The sequence below is a fragment of the Streptomyces lunalinharesii genome (genome assembly GCF_039532155.1).
GTDB classification, from domain to species: Bacteria; Actinomycetota; Actinomycetes; order Streptomycetales; family Streptomycetaceae; genus Streptomyces; species Streptomyces lunalinharesii.
In genome coordinates, this window is record NZ_BAAARK010000007.1 from 142,384 (window position 1) to 164,221 (window position 21,838).

Here is a 21,838-nt window from a genome sequence, read left to right on the forward strand (position 1 = left end):
TGTGTTTACTTTAACCCCACCGCGACGACCAGCGCAAATCCCTTCCGCCCGCCCCGGGAGCAGTGCCCGGGAACCGGTCCGTTCGACCGCATCCCGGGCATCCGGTCCCCGACCTTCGCCGGCCGGCCGTCAGGCGCTCAACTCCTCCTGGAGCGCCGTCCGCAACCGGGCCGCCCGCTCCGCCACCTCGGGCGGTCCGAGCTCCACGGCCCGTGCGCACCAGCGCTGAGCCTCCGCGAGCGCCCCGCGCCGGGCCGCGATCAACGCCAGTCGCAGCGCCGCCCGGCCGTGGCCGCTCTCGGCGGCGCGCTGCCACCACAGGACGGCCTCGGGAAGGCTGCCCTCGCGGGCCAGCAGCAGCCCGAGGTTGAAGGCCCCGTTGCGGCTGCCGGCCTCGGCCGCGGCGCGGTACCAGGTGGCCGCCTCCACCGCGTCGCCCCGAGCCGCCGCGAACATGCCAACCCGGACCTGGGCGCGACGGTGACCCTGCCGGGCGGCCCGCTCGTACCACTGCCGGCTCTCGTCGTCCGCGGACCGGCGGTCGAGGAGGTCGGCGAGCCGGAACGCCGCCTCGGCGCTGCCGCCGCCGGCCGCACAGCGCAGGTTCCGCTCGGCGTCCTGGAGGTCGCCGTCGCGCAGCTGCGCTATGGCGACCTGGAGCGCCGCCTCGGTGTGCCCGGCGGCCGCCGCCCGCTCGTACCAGGAGCGCGCCAACCGCTCCTCGCCGCGGCCGGCGAACAGGATGCCGAGGTTGAACGCGGCGTCCACGCTGCCCGCTTCGGCCGCCTTGGAGAACCACGGCTCCGCCCCGGAGGCGTCGCCGCGCTGGAGCAGCAGGATGGCCAGGGCGTTGGCCGCCTCGCGGTGTCCGGCGTACGCGGCGCGGCGGTACCACTGCTCGCCCCGGCCGGGCCGGCCCTGTTCGGCGCAGAGCAGGCCGAGGTTGTAGGCGCCGTTGACGTCGCCGGCGTCCAGCGCGGCGCGGTACCAGCGCTCGGCGCTCTGGAGTTCGCCGCGGTCGGCGTGGAGCGCCCCCAGGGCGTTGGCGGCGTTGCCGTCGCCGTCCTGCGCGGCCCGCCGCCACCACTCGGCGGCGCTCTCCTCGTCCCCGGCGTCGCGCAGCAGGAAGCCCAGCGCGCAGGCGGCGCGGGCCTCGCCGTCCTTGGCCGCGGAGAGGTACCAGCGACCGGCCTCCTGGACGTCGCCGCGCTCCTCCAGCAGCGCGCCGAGTTGCAGCGCGGCCCGTCGGTGGCCGCGGGCGGCGGCCTGGCGGTACCACTGCTCGGCCTCGGCCTGCTGCGTCAACTCCCCGTAGGCGGGCACCGCCCGCCGGTCACCTCCGCGCCCGTCCTCGATGACCCGGGCGAGGCGGTAGGCCGCCTCGCGGTGGCCGCGCTCGGCGGCGGCCCGGAACCAGCGCTCGGCGCCGATGTCCCCGCGGTGCTCCAGGAGGTCGGCGAGGGCGTAGGCGCCCAGGTAGTGGCCGGACTCGGCGGACTGGCGCAGCCAGTACTCGGCGGCCGGCTCGTCACCGCGCTCGCGATAGTGCCGTCCCAGCGCGTGCGCCGCGGCGGCGGAGCCGGCGACGGCGGCGATCCGCCACCAGCCGGCGGCCTCGTCGCCGTAGCCGCGCTGGTGGAGGAGGACGCCGAGGTTGTTCGCCGCCGCCCGGTCCCCGGCGGCGGCCGCGGAGCGCAGGTGGGGCTCGGCTGCGTCGAGGTCGCCGCGGCGCAGCAGCATCGCGCCCAGTGCGCTCATGGCGGCGGTGTCGCCCGCCTCGGCGGCGCGGCGGTACCCGGACTCGGTGACCGCGTCGGACGCCTCGGCCGCGCCGTCGGCCTCCATCGCGTCCATCGCCATTTCGGAATCGCGCCCGTCGTCGGGCGCCTGCACAAACCGGTCCGTCTCCAACAACCTTGCCTTGTCCCCCATAAGAACCATCGTCGCATCACCTGTTACCCGCGTACACCTGGTATACCGCAGCCGGTGAGGTCACTTCAGCGGTTTGTCGACTTCCCGACACGGCGACATGCCAAACTCAAGCACACGGTTTTCCCCCATGGGTTGTCCGACCCGCCCGTGGCGAGCTTTGACCCGAACGCATGACAAAGGCCCGGATTCTCAAGGAATCCGGGCCTTGGTCTATCAGTAGCGGGGACAGGATTTGAACCTGCGACCTCTGGGTTATGAGCCCAGCGAGCTACCGAGCTGCTCCACCCCGCGCCGTTGTGACTTCAACCTATCACGCCACGGGGACCACTGTTGACACATGGGCCCCGGTGGCCGCCGGTTCGCACCGGCGGCCACCGGGCCACGGTCTCCGGCAGTGCTCAACTGCCGGACTTGCCGCCCTTCTCGGACGCCTTGGCGGCCCGGTCCAGCGCGGCCTTCAGCCGCTTCTGGGCGTCGCCGTACGCGCCCCAGTCGCCGGCCACCCGCGCCTTCTCGCCGTCGTCGTACGCCTTCTCGGCGTCCGACAGCGCTTGCTGCACGGTCTGGCCGGACGGCGGCGGCTGCTCGCCGGTCTGGCCGCCGCCGGGCGGGGGCTCCGAGCCGGTGGTCGGCGCCTTCTTGCCGAAGACGACGTCCAGTGCGTCCTTGAGGCTGTTCTCCAGGACGGGCTTGCTGTCGCCGTAGCTCACCAACACCTTCTTCAGGAGCGGGTAGTTGGTGTTGGCGCCGCGCAGGTAGACCGGTTCGACGTAGAGCAACCCCTCGTCCAGGGGGACGGTCAGCAGGTTGCCGTACTCGATCTCCGAGTCACCGAACTTCTTGAGGATGTTCAGCTCGTTGGCGATCGTCGGATCGGAGTTGAACTTCGACTGCGCCAGTTGCGGGCCCGGCACCGGCGTCTGCGCGGGCAGCTTCAGCAATCTGATCTTGCCGTAGTCGTTGCTCGTCGCATCGGCGTCGACCGCCATGAAGGCGCCCAGGTTGTCCTTCTTGTTGGGCGTGAAGGTCGTCGTCAGCGAGAACGCCTGTTGCTTCTGGCCCGGCATCTTCATGCTCAGGTAGTACGGCGGCACCGCGTTGCCCGACTTGGTGGTCGGATCGCTGGGGATCTGCCAGCGCTCCGAACCGGTGTAGAAGGTGCCGGGGTCGGTGACGTGGTACGTGGTCAGCAGCTGGCGCTGCACCTTGAAGAGGTCCTGCGGGTAGCGCAGGTGCGCCAGCAGGTCCGGGCTGATGTCGCCCTTCTTCTCGACCGTGCCGGGGAACGCCTTCATCCAGGTCTTGAGGACCGGGTCCTTGGTGTCCCACTGGTAGAGCTTGACCGTGCCGTCGTACGCGTCGACCGTCGCCTTGACGGAGTTGCGGATGTAGTTGACCTGGTTCTGCTGGGCCACCACCGCGCGCTGGCCGTTGGTGAGCGAGTCGGCGGTGCTGTCCCCCAGGGTGGTGCGGGAGGCGTACGGGTAGCCGTTGCTCGTGGTGTACGCGTCCACGATCCACTGGATCCGGCCGTCGATCACCGCCGGGTAGGCGTCGCCGTCGATGGTCAACCAGGGGGCGACGGACTCGACGCGCTCCTTGGGGGTGCGGTTGTACAGGATCCGCGAACCGTCGCCGATCGCGCCGGAGTAGAGGATCTGCGGCTCCCCGAACGCCACCGCGTACGCGGCGCGGTTGATCGGGTTGGACAGGCTGACGCCGCTCTTGCCCTGGTAGCGGTAGCTCTTCTCACCGCTGTCGTCGGAGTAGTCCAGCTCCTTCTGCGGCCCACCCACGATGGAGTACTGGGTGGTCTTCTCGCCGTAGTAGACGCGCTGTTCGTGCGGCGGGAGCTGGCCCTTGGAGGGCAGGTCGGACTCGGTGTACTGCGGGCCGCCGCCGTCGGCGATCTCGGTCCCCTTGGCGGTGACCGCGCCGTAGCCGTGGGTGTACTTGAAGTGGTCGTTGATCCAGTTGCGCTCGGGGATGCCGGCGAGGTTCAGCTCGCGCAGACCGATGACGGTGTCCTGCTCCTTGCCGTCCTTGTCCTTGTACCGGTCGACGTCCAGGGTGGACGGGAACTGGTAGTAGGACCGCACCTGCTGCTGTTGCTGGAAGGCCGGCGAGACCACGTTCGGGTCCAGCAGCCGCATGCTGGCGACGGTGTCGGCGTCGTCCCGCAGCCGCTGGCTGTCCTCGTCGGAGGTCGGCTTGTAGTTGCCCTTGTACGACGTCACATCGGAGTCCCGGATGTCGTACGCATCCCGGGTCGCCTTGATGTTCTTCTCGATGTACGGGGCTTCCTTGGCCTGCTCGTTCGGCTGGACCTGGAACTTCTGGACGATCGCCGGGTACAGCCCGCCGATCAGGACGGCGGAGAGCACCATCAGGCCGAACCCGATCACCGGCAGCTGCCAGGTGCGCCGCCACAGGGTGGCGAAGAACAACACCGCGCAGATCGCCGCGATGAAGAACAGGATGGTCTTCGCCGGGAGGTAGGCGTTGGCGTCCACGTAGCGCAGACCGGTCCAGTTGTCGGCCGACTTCAGGCCGCTGGACTTCACCGCCAGGCCGTACCGGTCGAGCCAGTAGGCGACCGCCTTCAGGGAGACGAAGAGGCCCAGCAGCACCGAGAGGTGACCGGTGGCGGCGGCGGTCGCCCGCGAACCGGGGCTGGTCAGCCGCAGCCCGCCGTAGAGGTAGTGGGTGAGCGCGGCGGCCACCAGGGACAGCACCACGCAGGCGAAGCCGAAGCTCAACAGGAAGCGGTACCACGGCAGATCGAAGGCGTAGAACGACACGTCCTTGTGGAACTGCGGGTCCGTCGTGCCGAACGGGACGCCGTTGACCCACTGGAGCCACGTCCGCCACTCACCGGAGGCGGAGGCCCCGGCGATCAGCCCGATCACCGCGGTGACCGCGACCAGCGCCCACTTCTTGAACGGGGCGATGCCCATCCGGTAGCGGTCCAGGCTCTGCTGCTCCGTGGACATCGCGCTGAGCGGCGGCCGCAGTCGATGCGCCAGCCAGACGTTGATGCCGACGGCGATCGCCATCACGATGCCGAAGGCGAAGAACAGACCGATCTTGGTCCACAGGGTGGTGGTGAAGACCGAGGAGAAGTGGACCGACCGGTACCAGAGCCAGTCGGTCCAGAATCCCGAGAACATCACGAAGAGCATGGCCAGTACGGCCAGTACGCCCAACGTCATGAGCAGGGTCCTGAACCGCCGCGACGGTCGGCCGACTCTGATCCGTGGCCCGGTGGGGCCTCCGCCGCGGTCCGGCATCTGGAAAGCCAAGGTGCGCACCTCGAAGTTCGCTGTCGTGTGGAGCAGGCCCGGCGATAGTAGGACCCAGTGATGCAACTTACGACGGCTTTACTCGGTTCCCGATTTCCGGGGTGTACAAGGCACGATGTTGGGCATGACCAACCTCCCCGTTGACGGCACCCCCCTCGCCGGCGACCCCCTGACCCGTGCGGTGCTCGAAATCGACGAGTACACCGCCGGGCTCGGCTGGGACCAGCCCGCCCGTTTGTTCGCCCTCGTCGACACCGTGAAGCTCCGTGCTCAGGAGCCCTCGCTCGCCGCCCAACTGGGCATCGACGACTCCGTCGGCGCGTCCTTGACCCCCATCGAGCAGGACGAGATCCCGGCCGGCGCGCCGCTGGACGAGTTCCTCGCCACCATCGCCTGGCCGGACGCCGTCGTCGGCTGCGCACTGGCCGTGGAGCGGCTGATGCTCCCGCCGTCCGCCGAGGAGGCCGAACCGGCGGGCATGTCCGAGAAGCAGCTCGCCAAGTGGGTCGCCGAACACCCCGAGCGCCAGGAGGTGCGGATGACGGTGGCCGTCCTCCGGGACGGCTCCCGCGAATCGGCGCTGCGCCTGCGCGAGAAGGACTCCACCTCCGAGGTGCTCACCGGCAAGGCGCTGGTCCCCGGCCTCGCGGACGCACTGTCGGCGACCTTCGAGGAGTAGTCGCCGACGGCGGCGCCGCTACCGGCCTGCCGGGCTACAGCTCGGCAGGCCGGCGGTGTCGTGGTTGCGGATCTTCTCCAGCGCCTTGACCGCGTCCCCTATGGTGCCGACCTTGACCAGCTTCAGGCCGCTGGGGGTGTCCTTCGCGGCGGCCGCGCAGTTCTCCGCGGGCGTCAGGAAGAACTCCGCGCCCTTGTCCCGCGCGCCGATGGTCTTCATCGAAATGCCGCCGATCGGGCCGACCTTGCCCTGGTCGTCGATCGTGCCCGTGCCGGCGACGAACTTGCCGCCGGTGAGGTTCCCGCCCGGGGTGAGCTTGTCGACGATGCCGAGCGCGAACATCAGGCCGGCGCTCGGACCGCCGACGTCGGCGAGCTTCACGTCGATGGTGAACGGGAAGACGTGGTCCACCTGGGCCTGGATGCCCACCACCGCACGGCCGCCGTCCGCCACCGTGGTGATCGCGACCTGCTTCTCGGGGCCCTCGGGCCGCTTGCCCTGCTTCTCCGCGGCGGCCGCGTCCTTGGCCGGGATGACGGTGAAGACCACCTTCTCGCCCGGCTTGTGCCGGGTGACGAGCTTGGCGACGTCGCCGGCCTGCTGGACGGTCTTGCCGTCCACCGCCTTGATCACGTCGCCGGCGTGCAGCAGCCCGTCGGCCGGCTTGTCCTTGACGACGGCGCCCACCACGGTCTGGCTGGCGACCGGGACGTGCAGCTGCTGGAGCGCGGCGACCTTGGCGCTCTCCTGGGACTGGGAGAACTCCTCGGCGTTCTGCTGGTCGGCCTGCTCGGCCGTCTGGCCGTCCGGGTAGAGCGTCTTGTGCGGCACCACCGCGCTGCTCGGGTCCAGCCAGCCGTAGACCGCCTCGAAGAGGTTCATGTTGTAGTCCGGCCCGGTGACCCGGACCGTCGTCATGTTGAGGTTGCCGGTCGTCGGATACGTCTTCCGCCCGGAGATCTGCAGGACCGGCTCGCCGTTGTGGTCACCGAGGGTGTTGACCGTCGGCCCCGGCGACATCTCGGCGTACGGGACGGGAATCAGCACCCCGGCACAGAGCAGCGCGATCAGCATCAGGGTCGAGGCGAGCAGCGTCGCGGTGCGGCGTGGCATGGAACGACAGTACGGGACGGGTATGACAACCGGCCCGCGGGGCCGTCCGTCCGGGGGCCGACGGCCGGGCCGGGTGCCGGCAGCCGTCAGACCGGGTCCGAGACGCGCTCGGGGACGGTCGGGGCGACGGCCGCGGCGTGCTGCTTCTCCATGGCCGCGCGGAACCGGGCGTACCCCGCCAGCTCGGCGACGTCCCCGGTCCGGCGGTTGCGCATGGCCCAACTGCTCCACAGCGCGGCGACCAGCCCGGCCAGCACCGGAATCAGCAGCCAGAGCAGCGCTCCCATGGCGACCTCCCTACCCCTTGTGCGCCCGCGATCGACGAATAAGCAGATTAACCATCTGCCAGGTCAACGCTGGTGCCGGGGAGCCGGTTACGCAACCGGAAGCTCGGGTACCGGTTCGGCCGCAGCCGGGGCGTCGGTTCAGCCGCGCGGCACCGTCGGGCGGCCGTCCCGCAAAGGCGGTGCCTAGGCGCCGACCCATTCCTCGGCGCCGTCCGAGAACGTCTGGTGCTTCCAGATGGGGACCTCGTGCTTGAGGTCGTCGATCAGCTTGCGGCAGGCGGCGAACGCCTCGGCGCGGTGCGGGCAGGAGACCGCGACGACCACGGCCAGCTCGCCGATGGCCAGATCGCCCACCCGGTGGACGGCGGCCAGCGCGCGGACCGGGTAGTCGGCGACGACCTTCTCGGCCACCCGACGCAGCTCCTCCGCCGCGGTCGGATGGGCGGAATAGCCCAGTCCGTCGACGTCCGAGCCCCCGTCGTGCGAGCGGACGGTGCCGACGAAGAGTGCCGTGCCGCCCGCCGCGCGGTCCCCGACGGCCGCGAAGACCTCGTCCACGGACAGCGCGCCGTCGCGGATCTCCAGGAGCCGGATGGGGTCCTCGGCGCCCTGCTCACCAGGGTGGTCGTGGTGGATGGACGGCGGGGTGTGCGTGCCAGACATGGTCCCATCGTGCCGTACCGGGTACCCCTTGGGGAATGGCCGTTTCCACCGGGCGTCCGGGGGCCCGTTTTGGAGGCTCGTACAGTCCGCGGCCCTCCCGGGCCCGCCGCACGGGCCTGCCGGACGCCGGCCCGGGGGGCGTCAGATGCGGCGGCGGGCCTTGCGGGCGCGGCGGACCAGGGCCGCGGTGCCCAGCAGGGCGACGGTGGCACCGGCGGCGCCGGCGGCGGTGGCGTCCTTGCGGCCGAGGCGCCGTCCGGCGACCGTGTGCCGGCCGGCGACCTCCTCCAGCAGTTCGGCGAGGACCTCCTCGTTGGTCCACCGGGGCCGCCAGCCCGCGTCGTGCAGCCGGCTGCCGCTGACCACCCAGGGGTGCATGGTGTAGGCGAGGTCCCCGGCGGGCGACGGCGTCAGGCCGATCCGGTGCAGCCGGGCGGCGGCGCCCAGCGCCACCGACGACGGCAGCTCCATGCGCCGGATGCCGGAGAGCTCCTCGACCTCCTCCTGCTCCAGCCAGCCGTCGCAGCCCACCGCCAGCTCGCCCTCGACCTTCTCCAGGGCGGCGTGCTCCAGGGCGCTGACCAGGTCCTCCACGTGGCAGAACTGCCAGGCCGGACGGGACCCGGCGACGACCAGCAGGCGCGGCGACTCGAAGTAGCGGGTCAGCGCGGTGTCGGTGCCGCCGACCAGGATGGCGGGGCGCAGCACGGTGACGTTCAGGCCCGGGTGGGCGCGCGGGGCGCGGTGGGCCAGGTGCTCGATCTCCAGGAGGTCGCCGACCCCCGTGGCGTCGGCGGTGGCACGCAGCTCGGCGTCCTCGGCGAGCGGGACGTCGTTGTCGGGCAGCGCCCCGTAGACCATGGCGGAGGTGCACAGCACCACCCGGTGGACGCCGGCGGCCGCGGCGGCGGTCAGCACCGTCTGGGTGCCGCGCACGTTGTAGGCGGTGCGGGCCGTGGCGTCGGTCTCCAGGTCGAGGTCGAGGGCGAGGTGGACGACGACGTCCACTCCGCGCAGTTTGTCGGCGATGGCCGGGTCGCGGACGTCGAGGACGTGCCACAGCGCCTCGGGGACGTCGCCGGGCCGTTCGTCGATGGCCACCACCTGCTTGACCTCGTCGGAGGCGACCAGGGCACGGGTGAGCAGTGCGCCGACCCCGGAGGCGGCGCCGGTGACGGCGACGACGGGACGGCGCAGCGGCCGGTCGGCGTCGACCGGGGTGCGGTCTGCCTGTTCAGCTGTGGCGGCAGCGTTTCGCGCTGCGCGAACGGTCGGATCTGGGGAACTCACCGGGCGTCTCCAGCGGTTGTCTTCAGTACGGGCGCGTCGGACGGGTCCGTACCAGGTGGCATCCATCCTGCCGCAGCCATCGGGACAGCGAAGCACCGAGCCCCAGGGCGGGGCGAGTGTCTACGCTGGAGGTGATGTCGGGCAGCCGCCGTCGGCGTAGGGCCGGCGGCCCTACGAGCCGAGGAAACCCGTGAGTGACACCCCATTTGGATTCGGCCTTCCGCCGGAGGAGCCGGAGGACGGCGACAACGGCGAGAAGAAGGGCGGCCAGGGAGGTAGCCAGGGCCCCGCGAACCCCTTCGGGTTCGGCGGCGGGAGCGGCGGCGCGGACAACCCGTTCGCGGCGCTCTTCGGCGGCATGGGGGGACCCGGCGGCCAGATGAACCCTGGTGACCTCGGCGCCGCCTTCCAGCGACTCGGTCAGATGCTCTCCTACGAGGGCGGCCCGGTGAACTGGGAAATGGCCAAGGACATCGCGCGCCAGACCGTCGCGCAGGGTGCCGAGGACGGTAGCAAGGACGCCAGCGTCTCCTCCGGTGAGCGCGCGGCCGTCCAGGACGCCGTGCGGCTCGCGGACCTGTGGCTGGACGGGGTGACGTCGCTCCCATCGGGCGCCGGCTCGGTGGTGGCCTGGAGCCGCGCCGAGTGGGTCGAGGAGACCCTGCCGGTGTGGAAGGACCTGGTCGACCCGCTCGCCGAGCGGGTCGGTCTGGCGATGGGCGACGTGCTGCCCGAGGAGATGCAGGCCATGGCCGGCCCGCTGCTCGGGATGATGCGCTCCATGGGCGGCGCGATGTTCGGCACCCAGATCGGGCAGGCGCTGGGCGTGCTGGCCTCCGAGGTCGTCGGTTCGACGGACGTCGGGCTGCCCCTGGGTTCCGCCGGGAAGGCCGCGCTGCTGCCGGCGAACGTCAAGGCGTTCGGCGCCGGACTGGGAGTCCCGGAGGAGGAGGTGCGGCTCTACCTCGCCCTGCGCGAGGCCGCCCACCAGCGGCTCTTCTCCCACGTGCCGTGGCTGCGCTCGCACCTCTTCGGTGCCGTGGAGGGCTATGCGCGCGGCATCAAGGTCGACACGTCCAAGCTGGAGGACATGGTCGGCCAGATCGACCCGCAGCACCCCGAGGAGCTGCAGAACGCCCTCCAGGGCGGCATGTTCCAGCCCGAGGACACCCCGGAGCAGAAGGCCGCCCTGGCCCGTCTGGAGACCGCGCTGGCGCTCGTCGAGGGCTGGGTGGACGCGGTGGTGCACGCCGCCGCCAAGCCGCACCTGCCGTCCGCCGACAAGCTCCGCGAGACGCTGCGGCGGCGCCGGGCCACCGGCGGCCCGGCCGAGCAGACCTTCGCCACCCTGATCGGGCTCCAGCTGCGTCCGCGGCGGCTGCGCGACGCCTCGCGACTGTGGGCCTCCCTGACGGACGCGCGGGGCCTGGACGGCCGCGACGGCCTGTGGGAGCACCCGGACATGCTGCCGACGGCGGCCGACCTGGACGACCCGGACGGCTTCGTCCACCACGAGCACGCGGACTTCTCCGAGCTCGACAAGATGCTGGGCGAGGCGGCGAGCGGCGGCGGCCCGGACCTGACCAAGCGGGCCGGGGACGACGCCGCCGAGGGCCCCGAGGACGGGCCGGCCGAGGGCAAGGGTGACGGCGCCAAGTGAGCCTGCACGCGGACGCGGCGCGGGTGCTCAAGGAGTGGCCCGCGCCGTCGGCTGACCAGGAGCAGCTGCGGCTGGCCTACCTGGACCACCTCGTGACCCATCAGGACGGCATGTGGAAGCCGTGCAAGGACGGGCACGTCACGGCCAGCGCGCTGGTGATCGACCCGGCCGGCGGGCGGGTGCTGCTCACCCTGCACCGCAAGTTGGAGATGTGGCTCCAGATGGGCGGTCACTGCGAGCCCGAGGACGCCTCGTTGGCCGATGCGGCGCTGCGCGAGGCGCGTGAGGAGTCCGGGATCGCGCACGGGCTGACGCTGCTGGGCGGCGCGCCGGTGCGCCTGGACCGGCACCAGACGCCCTGTGCGGTCCACCTCGACGTGCAGTACGCCGCGCTGGCGCCCGCCGATGCGGTGGCGGAGATCAGCGACGAGTCGCTGGACCTGCGCTGGTTCCGCTACGACGAGGTGCCCGCGGTCGCCGACGCGTCGGTGGTGCGCCTGGTGGCGGACACCCGGGCACGGCTGTCCGCGGCTTCTTCCTGACCGGACGTCACGCATGCGGCCGGCGCCCGCCCCTCCTTGGGGGCGGGCGCCGGCCGCATGCGTGACGGGTGGCCGGGCGGGTCAGCCTCGGGGCGGTTGGCCGTGCGGTGCGCTGGGCGCTCCCGGCTCGTCGGGACGGTGCCACGGGCCCGTGCCGCCGTCCTCAGGAGACGGCGCGCCCGGCGCCGGGTACGGGGCGTTCGGGGCATACGGGGCAGGCGGCGGCGGCTGGCCGGGCTGCCCGTACGCGGCGGGCGGCGGGAGCGGCACGGGCGGCCCCTGCGGCGCGCCGTACTGCGGCACCGGCGGCGGCTGCTGACCGTACTGGGGCACCGGTGGAGGCTGTTGCCCGTACGGCGGGGGCGGCGGGGGCTGCTGCCCGTACGGGGGTGGCGGAGGCGGCTGTTGGCCGTACTGCGGGGGCTGTTGGCCGTACTGCGGCAGCGGGGGCGGCTGCTGACCGGCCGGGTAGCCGCCGGGCGCCTGGCCGTACGGCGGGGGCGGGGGCGGTACGCCGATGCCGGGCGGCGGGGGCGGCGGAGGCGGCGGCCCCTGGAGTCCCGGGGGCGGCACCTGGCCACCGGGCGGGACCAGCGGCGCGATGACCGTCGGCGCACTGTGGATCTGCGCGGCGGCGGACTGCGGGGACTGCGCGACGGCCGGCTGCGGCACCGGGGGCGGCGTCGACTGCGGAGGGTGCGGCGCGAACTCGCGCGGGTCGGGGACGACCGGCGCGGGCGGTGCCGGAACGGCCGGCGGCGCGGCGAGGGCGGGCGGCGCGGCGGACGGGTCGGGCCCCGCGGCCGGCGGGGACAGCGTGAAGTCGGCGTCGTCCCGCGCGGCGGCGGACGCGGCCGGGGCCTGGCCGGCGGCGTCCTCCTCCAGGACCTCGCCGCCGAAGTTCGTCAGCAGCGCCTCCAACCCGCCGTCGAACCCCTGACCGACCGCGGCGAACCGCCAGACGTCCTTGACGTAGAGGTCGCCGAGCATCACGGCGCGCTCGGTGCTGAACTCGGCGCCGGTGAACGGGTACCGGGCCACCTCTTGGCCACCGGCCACGAGGCGCAGGCAGCCGGGGCCGACCTGCGCCATCTGCCCCTCGCCGTCCAGGGAGGCGGTGAAGGTCAGCCTGCGGACCTGCGAGGGGAGGCGGTCGAGCGCGACGTGGAAGGACGCGGTGTCGCCGGCCTGCGGGTCGAGCAGCCGGATCGCGTCCTCGGGGGCCGCGGGCTGGTTGTAGAAGACGAAGTAGCGGTCGTCGGAGAGCCGCTCGTCGGCGTCCAGGCCGAAGCAGCTGATGTCGAAGGCCAGGCCGGGCCCGGCGATCTGCACCCCGACGTACAGGTCCCGGTCCGCCGTCAGATCGGCGAGCCTGGCCTTGTGGCCCCGCTGGAACTCCCTGGCCATGTGCAACGCCCCTCCCCCGCTCTCGCAGTGCATCCCTACCCACGCCAGGCTAACGGCTGGCGCCGACGGTCCGCGGTGGCGGGGCGCGTCGGGGAACGGGCCGGAGCCGGTGGTTCAGCGACGGCGGGCGGCGGGCAGGTGCGGCAGCCGGTCGGCGGCCACCACGCCTTCGAGGTAGCCACGGGCCCGTTCGGTGCGCGGATAGGGCTCCAACAGCCGCCAGAACTCCGGCCCGTGACCGGGGACGAGGAGGTGCGCCAGCTCGTGCAGCAGGACGTAGTCGATGACGTACTCCGGCATGCCCTGGAGGCGGTGCGACAGCCGGATGCTGCCCTCGGCCGGGGTGCACGATCCCCAGCGGGTGTTCTGGTTGGTGACCCAGCGGACCGACGCCGGCCGGGCGCGGCCGTCGAGGTACTGCCCGGAGAGCCGCTCGGCCCGTTCGGCCAACTCGCCGTCGCCGAGCATCCGCTTGCTCTCCTGGGCAGTGAGCTTGTCCAGCATCACCGACACCCAGCGCTGTTCCTCGGCCTGCGACATCCGGGCCGGGATCAGCACGATGGTGCGGTCGCCCTCGCGGTACGCGGAGACCGTCCGGCGTCGCCGGCTGCTGCGGCGCACCTCGACCGGGCGGGCCGGCGGGCTCGGCTCGGCCCGCCGCGGGCGGTCGGCGGCGCGGCGCAGGGGCGTCTCCCCGGATCCGCGCGGGGAAGGGTCGGCGGGCACGCGCCCGACGTTACCCGCTGGCACTGGGGGAAGTCCCGACCCGCGGACGGTTCGCCACCTGAACGCCCCCGGCGTGCACCGCTTGTACGACTCCGGGCCCGCCTGTGGATAACTTCGGGGCCGGCTCCCGGCCGGCGCATGCTGGAGGCCGGACGAGACGGAACGGGGGCGGATGACGTGCATCCGATGCTCAAGCCCGCGCTGCGGCGCGGCTGGCGGGACCGGGAGACGGTGCGGTTCGGGGTGGCGCCGGCGCATGCCCGGGTGGTCGGCCCGGTCGACCTCGCGACCGGCAGCTTCCTGGAGTTGATCGACGGCACCCGCTCGCTGTCGCAACTGCTCGACGCGGCCGTGGCGCTGGACGTGACGCCGGAGCGGGCGCGCGGGGTGGTGGCGCGGCTCGGTGCGGCCGGGCTCCTGGAGGCACCGGCGACGGACGGGCCGGCGAACGGCGCCGTGCGGGCCGACGACCGGGCCGTCGAGCGGCTGCGGGCGGATCTGGCCGCCCTGTCGGTACGGCAGCGCCCGGAGGCGGCGGGGCCGCTGGCGCAGTTGGGGGCGCGCCGGTCGGTCCGGGTGAAGGTCAAGGGGGCCGGGCGGGTCGGCGCCCAGGTCGCGGCGCTGCTGTCCGCCTCGGGGGTCGGCCGGGTGGACGTGGTGGACGGCGGCACGGTCGCGCCGTGGGACGTGGTCCCGGGCGGGCCGACCCCCGGCCAGATCGGCGAGCGGCGGGCCGCGGCCGCCGAGCGGCTGGTCCGGGAGTCCGCCCCGTGGAGCCGACGGCCCCGGCCCGCCGGCCCGGTCACCGAGGCCGGCGAGCCGGGCGTCTGCCTCCTGGTGCTCGCCCCGCGCGACGGCCTCGGCGCGTACGCCCCCGACCCGGTGCTCGCGGAGCCGCTGCTCGCCGCCGGCGTCCCGCACCTCTACGCGGGGGTGCTGGAGGGCACCGGGGTGGTGGGCCCGCTCGTGGTGCCCGGCGTCTCGGCCTGCGCCGGCTGCGACCAACTCCGCCGTACGGACGCCGAGCCGGCCTGGCCGCGGCTGCTGGCGCAGTGGCGTTCGGGCCGCGGCACACCGGCGGTACCGGCCTGCGACGCGGCGCTGGCGACGGCGGTCGCGGGGCTCGCCGCCGTCCAGGCGCTGGCGTTCCTCGACGGCGAGCCGCCGCCGTGCACCGGGGCGCGGATGGAGCTGCCGTTGCCGTGCGCGGGCGTGCGGACGGTGCGGATCGCCCCGCATCCCGCTTGCGGCTGCGGCGCCGCCGGTGGACGGGGCACCGCCGACACCTCGGATCCTCGGCCGCGACACGCAACAATGACGGGGTAACCCCGGTAGGGGACGGTGTGAGTTGGAGGGGCGCATGTCTGATCTTCCCCGCAAGGCGGTCACCCGCACCGCCAAGCTGGCCGCGCTGCCACTGGGGTTCGCCGGCCGCGCCACCTGGGGCCTGGGCAAACGGATCGGCGGCAAGTCCGCCGAGATCGTCGGCCGGGAGCTCCAACAGCGCACCGCGGAGCAGCTGTTCAAGGTGCTCGGCGAGTTGAAGGGCGGTGCGATGAAGTTCGGGCAGGCGCTGTCCGTCTTCGAGTCGGCGCTGCCCGAGGAGGTCGCCGGTCCCTACCGCGCGGCCCTGACCAAGCTCCAGGAAGCGGCCCCGCCGCTGCCGACCAGCACCGTGCACGCCGTGTTGGCCGAGCGGCTCGGCGCGGACTGGCGGGAGCTGTTCGAGGAGTTCGAGGACAAGCCGGCCGCTGCGGCGTCGATCGGGCAGGTGCACCGGGCGGTGTGGCACGACGGTCGCGAGGTGGCCGTCAAGGTGCAGTATCCGGGGGCCGGCGCGGCGCTGCTGTCGGACCTGACGCAGCTCAGCCGGTTCGCGCGGCTGCTCGGACCACTGATCCCTGGCATGGACGTCAAGCCGCTCATCACCGAGCTGCGCGACCGGGTCTCCGAAGAGCTGGACTACGCCCTGGAGGCCGAGGCCCAGCGGGCACACGCCGCGGAGTTCGCCGGCGACCCGGACGTGGTGGTGCCGGCCGTGGTGCACCAGAGCGACCAGGTGCTGGTGACGGAGTGGCTTGAGGGGGTGCCGCTGTCCGAGGTGATCGCCGACGGCACCGAGGAGGAGCGCGACCGCGCCGGGCAGCTGCTGGCGCACTTCCTCTTCTCCGGTCCGGCGCGCACCGGCCTGCTGCACGCCGACCCGCATCCGGGCAACTTCCGTCTGCTGCCCGGGGGGACGCCGGACGGCCCGGTGGCCGAATGGCGGTTGGGCGTGCTGGACTTCGGCACCGTCGACCGGCTGCCGGACGGGCTGCCGCCGACGATCGGCAGCTCGCTGCGGATGGCGCTGGACGGCGAGGCGGACGCGGTCTACCGCATGCTGTGCGAGGAGGGCTTCGTCAAGGAGTCCATCGCGCTGGAGCCGGACGCGGTGCTGGAGTACCTGCTGCCGATCATCGAGCCCGCGCAGCTGGACGCGTTCACCTTCACCCGGGGCTGGATGCGGCGGCAGGCGGCCCGGATCGGTGATCCGCGCTCCCCCGCGCACCAGTTGGGCAAGCAGCTCAACCTGCCGCCCGCCTATCTCCTGATACACCGTGTGACGTTGAGCACCATCGGGGTGCTGTGTCAGTTGGGGGCTACGGTGCGGCTGCGCGCGGAGTTGGAGGCGTGGATGCCGGGGTTCGTGTCCGTCGCAGCCGAGGCGGACGCGACGGACGACGACGCCGCGGACCACGACGAGGCGGACGACGGCACGCCGGAAGGGGGCGCCTCGGCGGATGCGGCGGACTCCGCCGGCAGTCCGGCGGAGAGTCCGGCCTGACCCTCACCACCAGCTGGAATCCAGCCGGCCTTCGATGGCGCGGATGTGGTCCCGGGCACAGCGGTCGCAGAAGTACCGGCGCTCGCCGTTCTCGACCGAGCAGGTCCACGTCGGCGGGGTGCCCTCGGCCACCGCGCCGCAGCGCGTGCACTCCGTGCCGTCGGAGGTGAACTCCGCCTGTTGCTGCGTCTTCTGGTCCACCATCCGACGATATCCCCGCAAGAGCCGTGAAGCGGGACGCAACGCACTGCGGGGCCCGTCCGGTCGGACGGGCCCCGCGGTGCTGACGGGCTCAGTGCGCGGTGCGGGTCCGCCCGGTCACTGCATCACGGCCATGGCCAGCGCCCGGCGGGCGCGCAGCGACGCGCGCTCGGCGCGCCGCTGCATCCGCCGCGCGGCCGCGAGCCGATGTCCTCTGCGTTGGGACTCGGCTTCCGAAAGGCGTTGTTCCACGTGGGCCCTGGCCAGGGCTTCTGGCATGAGTTGCATGGCGAGGTTCCTGTTCTGACGCGACTCGATCGCGCTGACGTTCGTGGGTGCGGTGGTGTCGGTGAAAGACGGGTTCATCGTGGGGTCCTGCTTCTGGGGGTCCCGGGTGACGGGACGGTCGATCGTTCCTGTGCGCGCGGTGTTCATGCCACGACCGGGTTCTTGCGCGGACGGCCCCGCGGACGCTTCCGCGGCACGACGACGCCCTGCACGAAGAGCTCGCCGCCCCACACGCCCCACGGCTCGCGGCGGTCCTTGGCGCCGGCCAGGCAGGCGTCCCGCACCGGGCAGGTCTGGCACAGCGTCTTGGCGTACTCGACATCGGCCGGGGACTCCGCGAAGAAGACCTCGGGGTCGTAGGTGCGGCAGGGGACGGAGGTGCCGAGGCGGTCGATCTCGTCGTCGAGCTCGGTGAGGGGCAGCAAGGGGTTCTCCTGGAGGTCTGGCGGAGGGATCAGGTCGGTGGCGGACGGGGTGTGCGTCTGGAGTTGCACGGCGGTGTGTTCCTCGTCTGTTCCGGCCCGGCTGGTGGCGGGCACGTTGGGCAAAACAAAAGGACCGCGGATCCCGGTAGGGGTTCCGCGGCCCTGGAAGGTGCCGACCTGATCGCCGATCAGGCTGGATCTCTCCAGGGTTCGAGGCCGCGGTAGGCCCACATGTCATGCTGCGACTGGTACTTCCGGGGTTCGGCACCGTTGGCCGCCGTCGCGAAGGCAAAGGCATTCGCCCGTGCCGTCGCCACCGCTGCCGCGGGTGCCTCGGTCGGTCGCACGATCGGCTCGCCCGCCGTCAGGACGGCGAGGGCGTCGAAACGCGCGACCTCGGTACCGGAGAGACGGCCGGAGCCGGACAGACCGGTACCAAGAAGCGAGACGCCAGGAGCGCAGGGGGCGACGACCGAGAGATCGGTCATTTTGTTGGTCTCGATGAAGCTGATCACTGGGCTCGCCTCCTCTCGGCGTCTAGGGGATCGGGAGAACCCGATCCGGGGCGTTCAAGTACAGCACGGAATCATCGGATCCCGGAAGTTCCGGTGTTTCCGCTGCTTCCGAGAGGCTATGGGGATGCGCTCCGCGCGCGCAAACTATTTTTCCGACGAGTTTTCCGCGGCACCGTCGGGCCCCTGCGCGCGGTCCCCGCCGGGCTGTGCACCGGGCTCCTCACCGGCGCAGAGCGCCAGTACGTCGGTGCCGAAGCGGTCGAGCTTGCGGCGGCCCACGCCGGGGATGACGGCCAGCTCCTCGGCGGCCGTCGGGACGGCCTCGGCGATGGCCATCAGGGTCTTGTCGGTGAAGACGCAGTAGGCGGGCTGGCGGGTGTGCGCGGCCTGCTCGGCGCGCCAGTCCCGCAGCCGCTCGTAGAGCGCCTCGTCGAGCTCCGAGGGGCAGCCCTCGCAGCGCATCAGCTTCATCTCGCCGGGATCGGTCAGCGTGCGGTTGCAGACCCGGCAGCGGGCCGGGCTGCGGTGCGCGCGCGGTGGCCGGCCGGCGGCCACCGGGGCGCTGCCGCCGCGCTCGATGCCGCCGGTGAGCAGCCCGGCGGTGCGGCGGCGGGCCGTGCCGGTGCCGGGCCGCAGGCCGTCGAGGAAGCGGCTGGCGCTGCGCACCGGCCGCCCGCCGGGCGAGCGGGCCAGCGACCAGGACAGCGCCAGGTGGCGGCGGGCGCGGGTGATGCCGACGTAGAGCAGCCGGCGCTCCTCCTCGACCTGCTCGTCGGTGCGGGCGTGGTGGATCGGCAGCATGCCCTCGGTGAGGCCGACCAGGAAGACCGCGTCCCACTCCAGGCCCTTGGCGGCGTGCAGCGAGGCGAGGGTGACGCCCTCGACGGTGGGGGCGTGCTGGGCGGCGGCCCGCTCGTCCAGTTCGGCGACGAGGTCGGCGAGGGTGGCGGCGGGGCGGGCCCGGGCGAAGTCCTCGGCGAGCCGGACCAGGGCGGCGAGCGACTCCCAGCGGTCGCGGGCCGCGCCGGAGCCGGCCGGCGGCCGGTCGGTCCAGCCCGTGTCGCTGAGCACCGCGCGCACCTCGGAGGGCAGGTCGGCGGCGCCGGCGAGCAGGGTGTCGTTGCCGCCGAAGCGGGCCGCGCCGCGGAGCTTGACGCCGGCCTCGCGGACCTCGGGCCGTTCGAAGAACCGCTCGGCGCCGCGCAGCTGGTAGGGCACGTCGGCGTCGGCGAGGGCCTGCTCGTAGACCTCGGACTGGGCGTTGATGCGGAAGAGGACGGCGATCTCGCTGGCCGGTACGCCGGAGGCGATCAGCTCGCGGATCCGGCGGGCGGTGCCCTCGGCCTCGGTGGGCTCGTCGCCGTACTCGGTGAAGACCGGTTCGGTGTCCGGCTCGCGCTGCGAGACCAGCTCCAGGCGGTGCTCGGCGGCGCGGCCCCGGGCCCGGGAGAGCAGCCCGTTGGCGAGGTGGACGACCTGGGGGGTGGAGCGGTAGTCGCGGACGAGCTTGACGACCGTGGCGTGCGGATGGCGGACCCGGAAGTCCAGGAGGTGGTCGGGGGTGGCGCCGGTGAAGCTGTAGATCGTCTGGCTGGCGTCGCCGACCACGCACAGGGTGTCGCGCTCGCCGAGCCACAGCTCCAGCAGCCGCTGCTGGAGCGGGCTGACGTCCTGGTACTCGTCGACGACGAAGTGCTGGTACTGGGCGCGGACCTGCTCGGCGATGTCGTGCCGGTCCTGGAGCACGCCGACCGTGAGCAACAGCACGTCCTCGAAGTCGATGGTGCCGCGGTCCCGCTTGAGCTGTTCGTACGTGGCGTATATCTGCCCGATCTCGGCGGGGTCGCGGGGCGCCTCGCGGCCTGCCTTGGCGGCGGCGGCCGGATAGTCGGCGGGCACCGTCTGGGTGACCTTGGCCCACTCGATCTCGCCGGTGACATCGCGCAGCTCGTTGCGGTCGAGGCGGAGGCGGCAGCGGGCGGCGGCCTCGGCGATCAGCGGGCCCTTGCGGTCCAGCAGCCGCGGCAGCTCGCCGCCGACCGCCCGGGGCCAGAAGAACTGGAGCTGGCGCAGGGCCGCGGAGTGGAACGTGCGGGCCTGGACGCCGGCCGCACCCAGCTGCCGGAGCCGGCCGCGCATCTCGCCGGCGGCGCGGGCGGTGAAGGTGACCGCGAGCACGCTGGCGGGCTGCAGGATGCCGGCCTGGACGCCGTAGGCAATGCGGTGGGTGATCGCGCGGGTCTTGCCGGTGCCGGCGCCGGCCAGGACGCACACCGGTCCGTGCAGGGCCGTGGCGACCTCCCGCTGCTCGGGGTCGAGCCCCTGGAGCACCGCGTCGGCCCCGCTCGGCGGAACCGCGTGGGGAGAGCCGCCCGGAACCTGCGGGAAGAGAGTGGCGTCCGTTGCTGCTGTCACCCCGCCATGCTGCCAGGTCCGCGGGCGCACCCGGGAAAACCGTCCACAGCACCCGGGGGCCGGTCGTACCGGCGGGCCCGGCTGGGGACGGTCGGAGGCCAGGTGGGGACCGGTCGAGGGACGGTGGTGGGGGCCGGCGGGCGGCCGACCGGACGGCCGGGAATGGTCCGGGGCCGGTGGACGTTGTGGACAGCAGTGCCACGGCGTCGCAGCGACGCACGTGGCACCTGATCACGATCAACACCGAGCTAAGGAGCGCGGGACGCATGGCGGGCACTGTGACGATGTACAGCACGACCTGGTGCGGCTACTGCCGTCGGCTGAAGGGCCAGATGGACCGCGAGGGCATTGCGTACACCGAGGTCAACATCGAGCACGACCCGGAGTCCGCGGCGTTCGTCGAGAAGGCCAACGGCGGCAACCAGACGGTGCCGACCGTGCTCTTCGCCGACGGCACGACGCTGACCAACCCGTCCCTGGCGCAGGTCAAGGAGAAGGTGGCCGCGGCCTGAGGGCCGGGCGCTCCGCCGGAGCGGGGCCGTCGGCCGGTCCGTGAGGGAGCCGGCCGACGGCCCAGTGCCGTCCGCCGGCCCGGGGTGCGGTGCCCACCGCGCCCCGGGCCGCACGGGTCACGGCTTGGGCAGCGGCTGCCCGTACCAGCGCTCGATCAGCCGCGCCGCGATGGAGATGCCGTAGGGCGGCATGACCTCGCCGGAGGCGAAGGCGGCGCTGAGGTCGTCCCGGGAGAACCACCGGGCCTCCTCGATCTCCTCGCCGTCCACCTGGATCTCGGCGGAGGTGGCGCGGGCCATGAAGCCCAGCATCAGGCTGGACGGGAAGGGCCAGGGCTGGCTGGCGACGTACTCGACCTCGCCGACGACGACCCCGGCCTCCTCGAAGACCTCCCGGGCGACCGACTGCTCGATGGACTCGCCCGGCTCGACGAAGCCCGCCAGGGTGGAGAAGCGGCCCTCGGGCCAGTGCACCTGGCGGCCGAGCAGGGCGCGGTCCTGGTCGTCGGTGACGAGCATGATCACGGCCGGGTCGGTGCGCGGGTAGTGCTCGGCGCCGCAGGCCGGGCAGCGGCGGATGTGGCCGGCGGCCGCGATCATGGTCCGCTCGCCGCAGCGGGAGCAGAAGCGGTGCATCCGCTGCCAGTTCTCCAGGGCCACGGCGTGGACGAGGAGGCCGGCGTCCCGGGGGGAGAGCAGCAGGCCGGCCTCGCGGAGGCCGGCGGCGCGGGCGGACTGGTCCAGGCGGCCGGGCAGCGCGTCCTTCTGGAGGGCGAAGTAGCTGACGCCGTCCTCGTCGGTGCCGAGGTAGTAGCGGTGGGCCTCGGTCAGCGGCGCCTCGAAGGAGGGCGTCATGATCAGTTCGGTGCGGCCGTCAGGGGTGTCGTCGATCAGCGCCTGGCCCCCGGACACGACGAAGACGCGCGTCGTCGGGTGGCTCCAGGCCGCCGCCAGCCATGCCTCGTCGAGCCGGTGGTGGGCGGAGCGGTCAATTCCGCTCGGCGCGCTGAAGGTGATCGGCCGGTCGGCCGTGCGGTCGGTCCAGGTGGTCACT

19 protein-coding genes, 1 tRNA gene and 1 pseudogene are annotated in these 21,838 nt (G+C 73.2%); 6 read left to right on the forward strand and 15 right to left on the reverse strand.

The window, feature by feature from the left end; genetic code table 11:
* Nucleotides 1–129: 129 nt before the first annotated feature.
* The 3 genes from ABD385_RS13920 to ABD385_RS13930 all read right to left on the reverse strand — a co-directional run bounded on the left by ABD385_RS13920 (nucleotide 130) and on the right by ABD385_RS13930 (nucleotide 5,222).
* On the reverse strand, nucleotides 130–1,941 hold the full coding sequence (locus ABD385_RS13920) for a tetratricopeptide repeat protein (protein ID WP_344575498.1): 1,812 nt from the start codon (nucleotides 1,939–1,941) through the stop codon (nucleotides 130–132).
* Between the two features lie 208 nt (nucleotides 1,942–2,149).
* A tRNA-Met gene (locus ABD385_RS13925) sits at nucleotides 2,150–2,223 on the reverse strand.
* Nucleotides 2,224–2,330: 107 nt separating this feature from the next.
* Nucleotides 2,331–5,222 carry a UPF0182 family membrane protein gene (locus tag ABD385_RS13930; protein ID WP_344575688.1) on the reverse strand — a complete coding sequence of 964 codons (2,892 nt, stop codon included), beginning with the start codon at nucleotides 5,220–5,222 and terminating at the stop codon, nucleotides 2,331–2,333.
* A 136-nt stretch (nucleotides 5,223–5,358) separates the two neighbouring features.
* Between ABD385_RS13930 and ABD385_RS13935 the strand changes: the two genes are divergently transcribed.
* Nucleotides 5,359–5,913, forward strand: a complete 555-nt coding sequence (locus ABD385_RS13935; protein ID WP_344575499.1) for a PPA1309 family protein — start codon at nucleotides 5,359–5,361, stop codon at nucleotides 5,911–5,913.
* Nucleotides 5,914–5,931: 18 nt separating this feature from the next.
* Here ABD385_RS13935 and ABD385_RS13940 read toward each other — a convergent pair whose 3' ends face one another.
* The 4 genes from ABD385_RS13940 to ABD385_RS13955 all read right to left on the reverse strand — a co-directional run bounded on the left by ABD385_RS13940 (nucleotide 5,932) and on the right by ABD385_RS13955 (nucleotide 9,266).
* Complete coding sequence (locus ABD385_RS13940; protein WP_344575500.1) at nucleotides 5,932–7,026, reverse strand: YlbL family protein; 1,095 nt, start codon at nucleotides 7,024–7,026, stop codon at nucleotides 5,932–5,934.
* Nucleotides 7,027–7,112: 86 nt separating this feature from the next.
* Nucleotides 7,113–7,313: a hypothetical protein gene (locus ABD385_RS13945; RefSeq protein ID WP_344575501.1), complete on the reverse strand. Its 201-nt coding sequence runs from the start codon at nucleotides 7,311–7,313 to the stop codon at nucleotides 7,113–7,115.
* A 183-nt stretch (nucleotides 7,314–7,496) separates the two neighbouring features.
* A complete protein-coding gene (locus tag ABD385_RS13950; protein WP_344575502.1) occupies nucleotides 7,497–7,976 on the reverse strand; it encodes a molybdenum cofactor biosynthesis protein MoaE in 480 nt (159 codons plus the stop codon).
* 141 nt (nucleotides 7,977–8,117) lie between these two features.
* Nucleotides 8,118–9,266, reverse strand: a complete 1,149-nt coding sequence (locus ABD385_RS13955) for an SDR family oxidoreductase (protein ID WP_344575503.1) — start codon at nucleotides 9,264–9,266, stop codon at nucleotides 8,118–8,120.
* Between the two features lie 190 nt (nucleotides 9,267–9,456).
* Here ABD385_RS13955 and ABD385_RS13960 point away from each other — a divergent pair, with 190 nt between their 5' ends.
* Together ABD385_RS13960 and ABD385_RS13965 are read left to right on the forward strand one after the other, a co-directional pair.
* On the forward strand, nucleotides 9,457–10,926 hold the full coding sequence (locus ABD385_RS13960; RefSeq protein WP_344575504.1) for a zinc-dependent metalloprotease: 1,470 nt from the start codon (nucleotides 9,457–9,459) through the stop codon (nucleotides 10,924–10,926).
* The gene (locus ABD385_RS13965) at nucleotides 10,923–11,468 is read left to right on the forward strand and encodes an NUDIX hydrolase (protein ID WP_344575505.1); all 546 of its coding nucleotides are present in this window, start codon (nucleotides 10,923–10,925) and stop codon (nucleotides 11,466–11,468) included. The genes ABD385_RS13960 and ABD385_RS13965 overlap by 4 nt, the downstream gene beginning before the upstream one ends.
* Before the next feature lie 258 nt (nucleotides 11,469–11,726).
* Here the strand turns inward: ABD385_RS13965 and ABD385_RS13970 are convergent.
* Both ABD385_RS13970 and ABD385_RS13975 read right to left on the reverse strand, forming a co-directional pair.
* Nucleotides 11,727–12,875 (reverse strand): annotated as a pseudogene (locus ABD385_RS13970) (TerD family protein); the annotation flags it as partial.
* 114 nt (nucleotides 12,876–12,989) lie between these two features.
* Nucleotides 12,990–13,601 carry a M48 metallopeptidase family protein gene (locus ABD385_RS13975; protein WP_344575506.1) on the reverse strand — a complete coding sequence of 204 codons (612 nt, stop codon included), beginning with the start codon at nucleotides 13,599–13,601 and terminating at the stop codon, nucleotides 12,990–12,992.
* A gap of 186 nt (nucleotides 13,602–13,787) precedes the next feature.
* Between ABD385_RS13975 and ABD385_RS13980 the strand changes: the two genes are divergently transcribed.
* Both ABD385_RS13980 and ABD385_RS13985 read left to right on the forward strand, forming a co-directional pair.
* Entirely contained in the window at nucleotides 13,788–14,927 is a 1,140-nt protein-coding gene (locus ABD385_RS13980; RefSeq protein WP_344575507.1) for a ThiF family adenylyltransferase, read from the forward strand.
* 34 nt (nucleotides 14,928–14,961) lie between these two features.
* Nucleotides 14,962–16,428 (forward strand): ABC1 kinase family protein, encoded by a 1,467-nt coding sequence (locus tag ABD385_RS13985; RefSeq protein WP_344575508.1) that lies wholly within the window; start codon nucleotides 14,962–14,964, stop codon nucleotides 16,426–16,428.
* A 3-nt stretch (nucleotides 16,429–16,431) separates the two neighbouring features.
* Here the strand turns inward: ABD385_RS13985 and ABD385_RS13990 are convergent, their stop codons facing one another.
* The 5 genes from ABD385_RS13990 to ABD385_RS14010 all read right to left on the reverse strand — a co-directional run bounded on the left by ABD385_RS13990 (nucleotide 16,432) and on the right by ABD385_RS14010 (nucleotide 20,272).
* Nucleotides 16,432–16,632: a hypothetical protein gene (locus tag ABD385_RS13990; protein WP_344575509.1), complete on the reverse strand. Its 201-nt coding sequence runs from the start codon at nucleotides 16,630–16,632 to the stop codon at nucleotides 16,432–16,434.
* Between the two features lie 114 nt (nucleotides 16,633–16,746).
* Nucleotides 16,747–17,064, reverse strand: a complete 318-nt coding sequence (locus tag ABD385_RS13995; protein WP_344575510.1) for a hypothetical protein — start codon at nucleotides 17,062–17,064, stop codon at nucleotides 16,747–16,749.
* On the reverse strand, nucleotides 17,061–17,411 hold the full coding sequence (locus tag ABD385_RS14000) for a WhiB family transcriptional regulator (protein ID WP_344575511.1): 351 nt from the start codon (nucleotides 17,409–17,411) through the stop codon (nucleotides 17,061–17,063). The genes ABD385_RS13995 and ABD385_RS14000 overlap by 4 nt, the downstream gene beginning before the upstream one ends.
* A gap of 119 nt (nucleotides 17,412–17,530) precedes the next feature.
* The gene (locus ABD385_RS14005; protein WP_344575512.1) at nucleotides 17,531–17,857 is read right to left on the reverse strand and encodes a hypothetical protein; all 327 of its coding nucleotides are present in this window, start codon (nucleotides 17,855–17,857) and stop codon (nucleotides 17,531–17,533) included.
* Nucleotides 17,858–18,001: 144 nt separating this feature from the next.
* Nucleotides 18,002–20,272, reverse strand: a complete 2,271-nt coding sequence (locus ABD385_RS14010) for an ATP-dependent DNA helicase UvrD2 (protein ID WP_344575513.1) — start codon at nucleotides 20,270–20,272, stop codon at nucleotides 18,002–18,004.
* 266 nt (nucleotides 20,273–20,538) lie between these two features.
* Here ABD385_RS14010 and ABD385_RS14015 point away from each other — a divergent pair, with 266 nt between their 5' ends.
* Complete coding sequence (locus ABD385_RS14015; protein WP_344575514.1) at nucleotides 20,539–20,784, forward strand: mycoredoxin; 246 nt, start codon at nucleotides 20,539–20,541, stop codon at nucleotides 20,782–20,784.
* Between the two features lie 117 nt (nucleotides 20,785–20,901).
* Here the strand turns inward: ABD385_RS14015 and nudC are convergent, their stop codons facing one another.
* Nucleotides 20,902–21,837 (reverse strand): NAD(+) diphosphatase, encoded by a 936-nt coding sequence (gene nudC / locus ABD385_RS14020; protein WP_344575515.1) that lies wholly within the window; start codon nucleotides 21,835–21,837, stop codon nucleotides 20,902–20,904.
* Nucleotide 21,838: the final 1 nt, after the last annotated feature.